Source organism: Mesorhizobium sp. M2C.T.Ca.TU.002.02.1.1 (assembly GCF_003997225.1).
Genome location: NZ_RZTO01000271.1, coordinates 1 through 7205 on the forward strand (window position 1 = coordinate 1; position 7205 = coordinate 7205).

Annotated in this window: 7 protein-coding genes; 3 read left to right on the forward strand and 4 right to left on the reverse strand. The window is 64.9% G+C overall.

The window, feature by feature from the left end; translation table 11 throughout:
* Both EOD07_RS16165 and EOD07_RS16170 read left to right on the forward strand, forming a co-directional pair.
* Nucleotides 1-1268 (forward strand): bifunctional aldolase/short-chain dehydrogenase (locus tag EOD07_RS16165; RefSeq protein WP_127236182.1); only part of this gene is annotated, 1268 nt, incomplete at its 5' end.
* A gap of 212 nt (nucleotides 1269-1480) precedes the next feature.
* On the forward strand, nucleotides 1481-2545 hold the full coding sequence (locus tag EOD07_RS16170) for a D-alanine--D-alanine ligase family protein (protein WP_127236183.1): 1065 nt from the start codon (nucleotides 1481-1483) through the stop codon (nucleotides 2543-2545).
* 13 nt (nucleotides 2546-2558) lie between these two features.
* Here EOD07_RS16170 and EOD07_RS16175 read toward each other — a convergent pair whose 3' ends face one another.
* Nucleotides 2559-4064 (reverse strand): winged helix-turn-helix domain-containing tetratricopeptide repeat protein, encoded by a 1506-nt coding sequence (locus EOD07_RS16175; protein WP_127236184.1) that lies wholly within the window; start codon nucleotides 4062-4064, stop codon nucleotides 2559-2561.
* A 134-nt stretch (nucleotides 4065-4198) separates the two neighbouring features.
* Here EOD07_RS16175 and EOD07_RS16180 point away from each other — a divergent pair, with 134 nt between their 5' ends.
* Nucleotides 4199-4438: a DUF1127 domain-containing protein gene (locus EOD07_RS16180; RefSeq protein WP_116390176.1), complete on the forward strand. Its 240-nt coding sequence runs from the start codon at nucleotides 4199-4201 to the stop codon at nucleotides 4436-4438.
* A 75-nt stretch (nucleotides 4439-4513) separates the two neighbouring features.
* Here the strand turns inward: EOD07_RS16180 and EOD07_RS16185 are convergent, their stop codons facing one another.
* The 3 genes from EOD07_RS16185 to EOD07_RS16195 form a co-directional block, all read right to left on the reverse strand.
* Entirely contained in the window at nucleotides 4514-5566 is a 1053-nt protein-coding gene (locus EOD07_RS16185; protein ID WP_041009015.1) for a substrate-binding domain-containing protein, read from the reverse strand.
* A 39-nt stretch (nucleotides 5567-5605) separates the two neighbouring features.
* Complete coding sequence (locus EOD07_RS16190; protein ID WP_040988532.1) at nucleotides 5606-6601, reverse strand: ABC transporter permease; 996 nt, start codon at nucleotides 6599-6601, stop codon at nucleotides 5606-5608.
* A 78-nt stretch (nucleotides 6602-6679) separates the two neighbouring features.
* On the reverse strand, nucleotides 6680-7205 hold a 526-nt coding region (locus EOD07_RS16195), incomplete at its 5' end, for an ATP-binding cassette domain-containing protein (protein ID WP_164772280.1).

Below are 7205 nucleotides of genomic sequence, written 5' to 3' on the forward strand. Positions count from 1 at the left end.
GCGAAGGCCGCTTCGACCGCATGATCAGCGACTTCCGCACCTCGGACGCCATCGTCGATTTCATCAATTCCGCGAAGATCGCCGATTATGCCGGCCGCGGCGTGTCGACGCCGGACCTGTCGATCCGCATCAAGACCGGGCCGATGGCGGTGCCGGCGCCCGACGCCGATAAGCTCGGCGACTACAAGGGCGTGGTGCGCAGCCATGTCGAGGCCTTCGTCAAGGACTACACCGCCTATTTCGAGACCAATGACGCGCTGGACGACGTCAAGCGCACCATGCTCGACCCGATGCCGCGCCTGACGCTGGTGCCGGGTCTCGGCATGTTCGGCCATGGCCGTACGCTGAAGGATGCGAAGATCGCGTCGGATGTCGGCGAGATGTGGATCGAAGCGGTGCGCGGTGCGGAAGCCATCGGCAATTTCCATCCGCTCTCCAAGGCCGATCTCTTCCCGCTCGAATACTGGTCTCTCGAGCAGGCCAAGCTCGCCTCCAACAAGCCGAAGCCGCTGACCGGCCAGGTGGTGCTGATCACCGGCGGCGCCGGCGCCATCGGCGCCGCGACGGCAAAGCTGTTCGCCGCCAACGGCGCGCATGCCGTCATCGTCGATCTCGACGCTGCCAAGGCCGCGGAAGCAGCCAAGGCTGCCGGCAACAGCTCGATCGGCGTCGGCGCCGACATCACCAAGCCTGCCGAGATGCGCGCCGCCTTCGACAAGGCGGTCGCCGTCTATGGCGGCGTCGATATCCTGGTCTCCAATGCGGGCGCCGCCTGGGAAGGCCGTATCGGCGAACTGGATGACGCCACTTTGCGCAAGAGTTTCGAGCTCAACTTCTTCGCCCACCAGTCGGCGGCGCAGAACGCGGTGCGCATCATGCTGGAACAGGGCACCGGCGGCGTGCTGCTCTTCAATACCTCGAAGCAGGCGATCAATCCCGGCCCGAAATTCGGCGCCTACGGCATTCCGAAAGCCGCCACTTTGTTCCTGTCGCGGCAATATGCGCTTGACTACGGCGCCTATGGCATCCGCTCCAACGCGGTCAACGCCGACCGCATCCGCTCCGGCCTCCTGACCGACGCCATGATCGCCAGCCGGTCCGGCGCGCGCGGCGTGTCGGAGAAAGAATACATGTCCGGCAATCTGCTCGGACAGGAAGTGACGGCCGATGACGTGGCGCAGGCCTTCCTGCATCAGGCGCTGGCCGAGCGCACCACCGCCGACGTGACGACGGTGGACGGCGGCAACATCGCGGCGGCGCTGCGCTGACGAATACCGTTGCAGCGGTTCGTCGTTTCACGAAAACGACGAACCGCTCTCCTCGTTTTATCGCCTCTCAGAACGGAGCGCCTTTCGCGCTTCTGCTGAAAAACTGCTGCAACCGGTCAAAGTCCCACTCCAATCCTCCGCTTACTACGGTTGAAGGGGATGTCTGGTGTTTCGCATGCGAGCTCCAACCCTGATCATTGGTGGAGTTGTCGATGCCCGCAAAAAGACTTCGTATCGGTGTGCTGTTCGGCGGGCGTTCCGCCGAGCATGAGGTGTCGCTGCTTTCGGCGGCCAACGTGATGGCCGCGCTGGACCTGGCGAAATACGATGCGGTCCCGATCTTCGTCACCCGCGAAGGGCAATGGCTGCTGAGCCGCTTCGAAGACGGCGCGCTGGCGACGCCGTCGGTTGGCACACAGCTCTGCCTAGCGCCGGGCGGGCATGGGCGGATGCTGGCGATCCCTACCGGCGACGCGGTCCGCGAGCTGCCCGCCCTCGACATCCTGTTTCCGGTGCTGCACGGCCTGCATGGCGAGGACGGCGCGGTGCAGGGAGCGGCCGAGGTGGCGCGCGTGCCGCTCGCCGGCTGCGGCATCCTCGGCTCGGCCACGGCGCTGGACAAGGACATCGCCAAGCGGCTGCTGAACGCGGCGGGCGTGCCTGTCGCCCGCTCGGTGACGATCGATGAAGCTGCGCCGCCGTCGCTTGCCTATCTGGAAGACAAGCTCGGCCTGCCGCTGTTCATCAAGCCGGCGCGGCAGGGTTCGTCGGTTGGTGTGGCAAAGGTCAATGGCAGCCAGGAATTCGATCGCGCGCTGTCAGAGGCGTTCCAGCACGACAGCAAACTGCTGGCGGAGGAATTCGTTCGTGGACGCGAGATCGAGTTCAGCGTGCTGGAGAGCCCCGCGGGCGAGCTCTTCGTCTCGCGTCCAGGCGAGATCGTGCCCGCGGAAAGCCACGGCTTCTACAACTACAACGCCAAATACATCGACGAGAACGGCGCGGCCCTGATCGTGCCGGCCGAGCTGCCGTTGGACGTCGAGACCGCCATGCGCGATATGGCCGCCAGGGCATTCCGGGCACTCGGCTGCGACGGCATGGCCCGTGTAGATTTCTTCCTGATGCCGGACATGAATTTCCTGATCAACGAGCTCAACACCATTCCCGGCTTCACCAACATCAGCATGTACGCCAAGGCGATGGCGGCCAGCGGCGTCAGCTACCCGGAGGTCATCGACCGCCTGGTGGCGCACGGGTTAGCGCGCGCCGGCCGCTGAGGTCATGCCGGCTTCACTCCGGCAGGCCGGCCTTGCGGAAGCCGTCGACGAAATGCCTGAGTGTCGCGTCGTCACGGAACGGCTCCGTGTCGACCCAGCGCTGCGTGGAGAAATGCGGATTGCCGACAAGGAACAGGGTAACCTCGGTGCGCGCCTCGTCCAGGCGGCCGAGCTGCGCCAGAGCTGCCGCCAGGAAACGGCGTGAGCTGGTGCGATAGGTCTCGTCGCGGCGCAGCGTCTCAACCGCGGCCTCGTAATCGCGGGCCGCATACTGCGCTTGGCCGAGTGTGAGATAGTACCAGCTCGGCGGAAATGGGTTCAGCCGGAACGCCTTGCGGATGTGCTCGAGGCCCTCGTCTATCCGCCCGCCCAGCACATCGATATCGGATAATGTCGCCCAGATATCGGCCTCGTTCGGGTCGAGCTCGATCGCCTTGGCGAATTCCGCCTCAGACTGCTCGAAGTCGCGTTCATAGGCAAAAAGGTTGGCTAGAACCCAGCGGCAACCGGCATCGTTGGGGTCGATCGCCACGGCCTTGCGCGCCAGCTCCAGGGCTGTGCTGCGAGCAGGCTCAAACGGCTCGCCCCAATGCACCCAGCTCATCCAGTAATTCATGGCGAGCCAGCGATAGGCCTCGGCGTAGTCGGGATCGAGTGCGATCGCGCGCGTCAGCATCAGATGCGCCTCGCGCGCCATCTGCGGCGACTCGTCGAACATCTTTCGCGCCCGCACGACGAGATCATAGGCTTCGAGGTTCTTCGGCCGGTTGCGCACCGGCGGCGCGCGCAATCGACCGAGCAGCGCCTCGACGATCTTGGCGGTCGCCTCATCCTGAACGGCGAAAATGTCTTCCAGGCCGCGATCGAACCGCTCCGCCCAGAGATGCTCGCCGCTCTGCGCATCGATCAGCTGCGCGTTGATGCGCACACGCCCGGCGGCGCGCCTGGCGCTGCCCTCCAGCAGATAGCGCACGCCGAGCTCGCCGGCGATGGCGCGCACGTCCATGGCCTTGCCCTTATAGGCAAACACCGAGTTGCGGGCGATGACGAACAGGCCCGGAATCCGGGAAAGATCGGTGATCAGGTCCTCGGTCAGGCCGTCGGCGAAAGAGTCCTGCTCGGGATCGTTGCTCAGATTGACGAAGGGCAGCACGGCGATCGACGGTTTGTCGGGCAACGGCAAGGTTTTGCGCGTGGCGCCAGACTGTTCGACGGTACCGGTGAAGCGATAGCCGACGCGCGGCACCGTGGCGATCCACTCGCCGCCACCGGTCGCCGGACCGAGCAGTTTCCTGAGCTGCGCGATCTGGACGGTGAGATTGCCTTCCTCGACGGCCGTGCCAGGCCAGGCCGCGTCCATCAGCTCGGCCTTGCCCAGGATCTCGCCCGGGCGCGCTACGAGCGCTTCGAGCAGCTTCAGCCCACGGTGACCTGCGGCAACGGGAACATCGCCCCGAAGCAGCGTTCCCGCGCCCGGGTCAAGCACGAACGGTCCAAAGGCAAAGCGCGATCGCTGCATGCGGCGATCTATAGCCGATTTGGAAGTTTTGAGAACTATTTGGGAGGGCTTAATTACGCCGCCGGCTGGCTGCGGCACACTGCAATCTTAATCAGACCACGGGTTTCCAAACCCTCTACTGCATGGAGGTTGCCATGAACGATATTCTTGCGACTTGCGCACCGTTGGCGGCGCGCCCAGCCGAGATCAAGAGCCGCCGGCGCTATAGCCTGGCGGCCTTGCGCAGCCTCATCGCGTTGCGCCGCGAACAGGCCTATTTCCGTTTCGAGCTCAAGCGGATCGCGACGGACAATCCGCATCTGATCGACGACATCGGGCTGACGAGGAAAGAGGTCGAGGCGGAGATCGCCAAACTGCCGTTCTGGCAGCGATGAGGCCCGGGGCGGCTCAGATAGAACGACAGAGAGCGGCCCACAGGACCGCTCTCTTCATTTGTGATGAGCTGAACCTTACTTGGCGTTCGGGTTCGGCATCCAGGCCGGCATCGCGACATCGGCATGGGCGAACTGCGGCAGCTTGGCCGAAAGGTCTTCCATGTTCTTGATGTCCTTGTCGATGAGCTCCTTCTGGGTGATCAGCGTCGGCGGCACGATGACGTTGTGGCCGGGATCCTCGCCGGCGAGCAGCTGTGCCAGGGCGCGCACCGAGACCTGGCCGACGACAGCCGGGTTGGTGGCTGCGGTGGCGGCCCAGGCGCTGTCCGGCTCACGCATCGCGGCGATATCCGAGGTCGAGATGTCGGCCGAATAGATCTTGATGCCTTTGTTCAGGCCGGCCTCGTCGACGGCGATCTTCACGCCCTTGGCGAACTCGTCATAGGGCGCGAACATCACCTTGATGTCGGGATGCGCCTGCAGCACGGAACGCGCCTGGTTGGCGACCGAGTTGGCGATCGGGTTGTCGAGCGTGCCGAACATGGCGACCTCGTTGATGCCCGAATACTTCTTCTTCACGTCCACCCAGGTCTCGTTGCGGCGGTCGAGCGGGGCGATGCCGGCGACATAGACATAGCCTGCCTTCCAGCTTTCGCCATTGTCCTTGACCGCCTGCTCGAGCGCGAGCCTGGCGAGGTCCTTGTCCGACTGCTCGATCTGCGGGATCTTCGGGTTCTCGACATTGACGTCGAAGGCGACGACCTTGATGCCTGCGTCGACCGCGCGCTGGGCGGCGTCCTTCATCGATTCCGTCAGGCCGTGCTGGATGATGATGCCCTGCACGCCGAGCGCGATCGCCTGGTCGACCATGTCGGCCTGGAGCGCTGCATCCTGGCGGCTGTCCAGCACGCGCAGGTCGACGCCGAGCGCCTTGGCCTGCGCCTCGACGCCGGAGAGATACGCCTGGAAGAAGTCACCGGTCGAAAGGTAGCGCACCAGCGCGATCTTGACGCCCGGCTTGTCGAACGGCGCCGGCTTGTCCGCCGCCAAAGCCGTGCCCTGCATCAGCAGCGCCGCGCCGGCGAGGCCGAGCGCCGCCTTCCCCAAAAGTCTTCTTGTGATGCTCACTTCGTTTTCCTCCGTTTTGTCTCAATGCCCCGGTCGAAACTATCTCTTGCCCCTGCCGGAAAGGGCGAAGGTGAAGACAAGGGCGACGACGAGCACCGCGCCCTTGACGAAATCCTGCGTGTAATAGGGGGCGTTCATCATCGTCAGGCCTTGCAGCAGGACGCCGACGAACACCGCGCCGACGGCGGTGCCGAAGGCGTTCGGCTTGGCGGCGCCGAGCACCGCGTAGCCGATGAGCGCCGCGGCGACAGCGTCGAGCAAGAGATTATTACCCGAGGCGATGTCGCCGCGTCCAAGCCGGGCAGCGAGCAAAATCCCGCCGATCGAGGCAAAAACTCCCGAAATCACATAGGCCCAGATTTTGTATGCCTTGACAGGCGCGCCGGCGAGCTCGGCAGCCCTCTCGTTTGAGCCGACGGCATACATCATGCGGCCGAAGCGGGTGTATTCGAGGAAGAACCAGATCAGCAGCGCGAGCACGACCAGCACCACCACCGAGACCGGGATCAGGTTCGGGATGAAGAAGTCGATGCGGTGGCGGCCGAGCGCCAGGAAGGCTTCCGAAAACTTGCCGTTGGCAACCGAGCCGTCGGGCATGGTCATGCCGGTGGCGATCGAGCGGCCTTCCGTCGGGATGCGCTGCAGGCCGAGCAGCAGGAACATCATGCCGAGCGTCGCCAGCAGGTCGGGCACGCGCATATAGACGATCAGCCAGCCATTGATCAGGCCGACGATGACGCCGATGACCAGGCAGGCGATGACGGCGACGATGGCGTTCTGCTCCAGCACCACCATCGCGTAGGACGCCGCCATCATGGCGCTGGTGGCGACCGAGCCGATCGACAGGTCGAAACCGCCGACGACGAGCGTCGCGGTGACGCCGAGCGCCAGCACGCCGGTGATGGCCACCGACTGGAAGATGAAGACAGCGCTCTGCGGCGAGGCGAAGCCGTCGGCGGCGATCGCGAAATAGGCGATCAACCCGACCAGCAGCACGATGAAGCCGTAGCGGATGGCATAGTCACGCAATGTCATCGAACGCTCCCGCGCAGTTGCCCTCTCCGCCAAACTGGAACTCATGCCTGCACTCCAAGTCTCGTCATCCGCACGATCTCACGCGGCACTATGCAGCGGCCCGCCGGCCACTTGCGCCAGCAGCCGATCGAGATCGATATCGGCGTTGCGGTGCTCGCCGACGATCGTGTGTTCCGACATCACCAGGATGCGGTCGGCGGTCTCCAGCGCCTCGTCGATCTCGGTGACGAAGATGAGCGTCGCGCGGCTGTCGGCGCTTGCCCTGAGCTTGGCGGCGATGTCGCGGCGCGCCGAAATGTCGACACCCTGGAACGGCTCGTCGAGGATGAAGAGCCGCGAGGCCTGCGACATCCAGCGCGCCACCATCACCTTCTGCTGGTTGCCGCCGGACAGCGCCGACAGCTCGTCCTTCTCCGAGCGGCAGACGATGCCGAGCTCGTCGATCTGGCGGCGGGCGGCGACGCGCTCGGCGCGCTTCTTCATGACGCCGAAGCCCGACATGCGCCTGAGGAACGGCAGGCTGATGTTGCGCTCGATGTTGAAGCCGCCGACGATGCCGCTCGCTGCGCGGTCCTTGGCAACCAGGAAGACACCGGCGGCGATC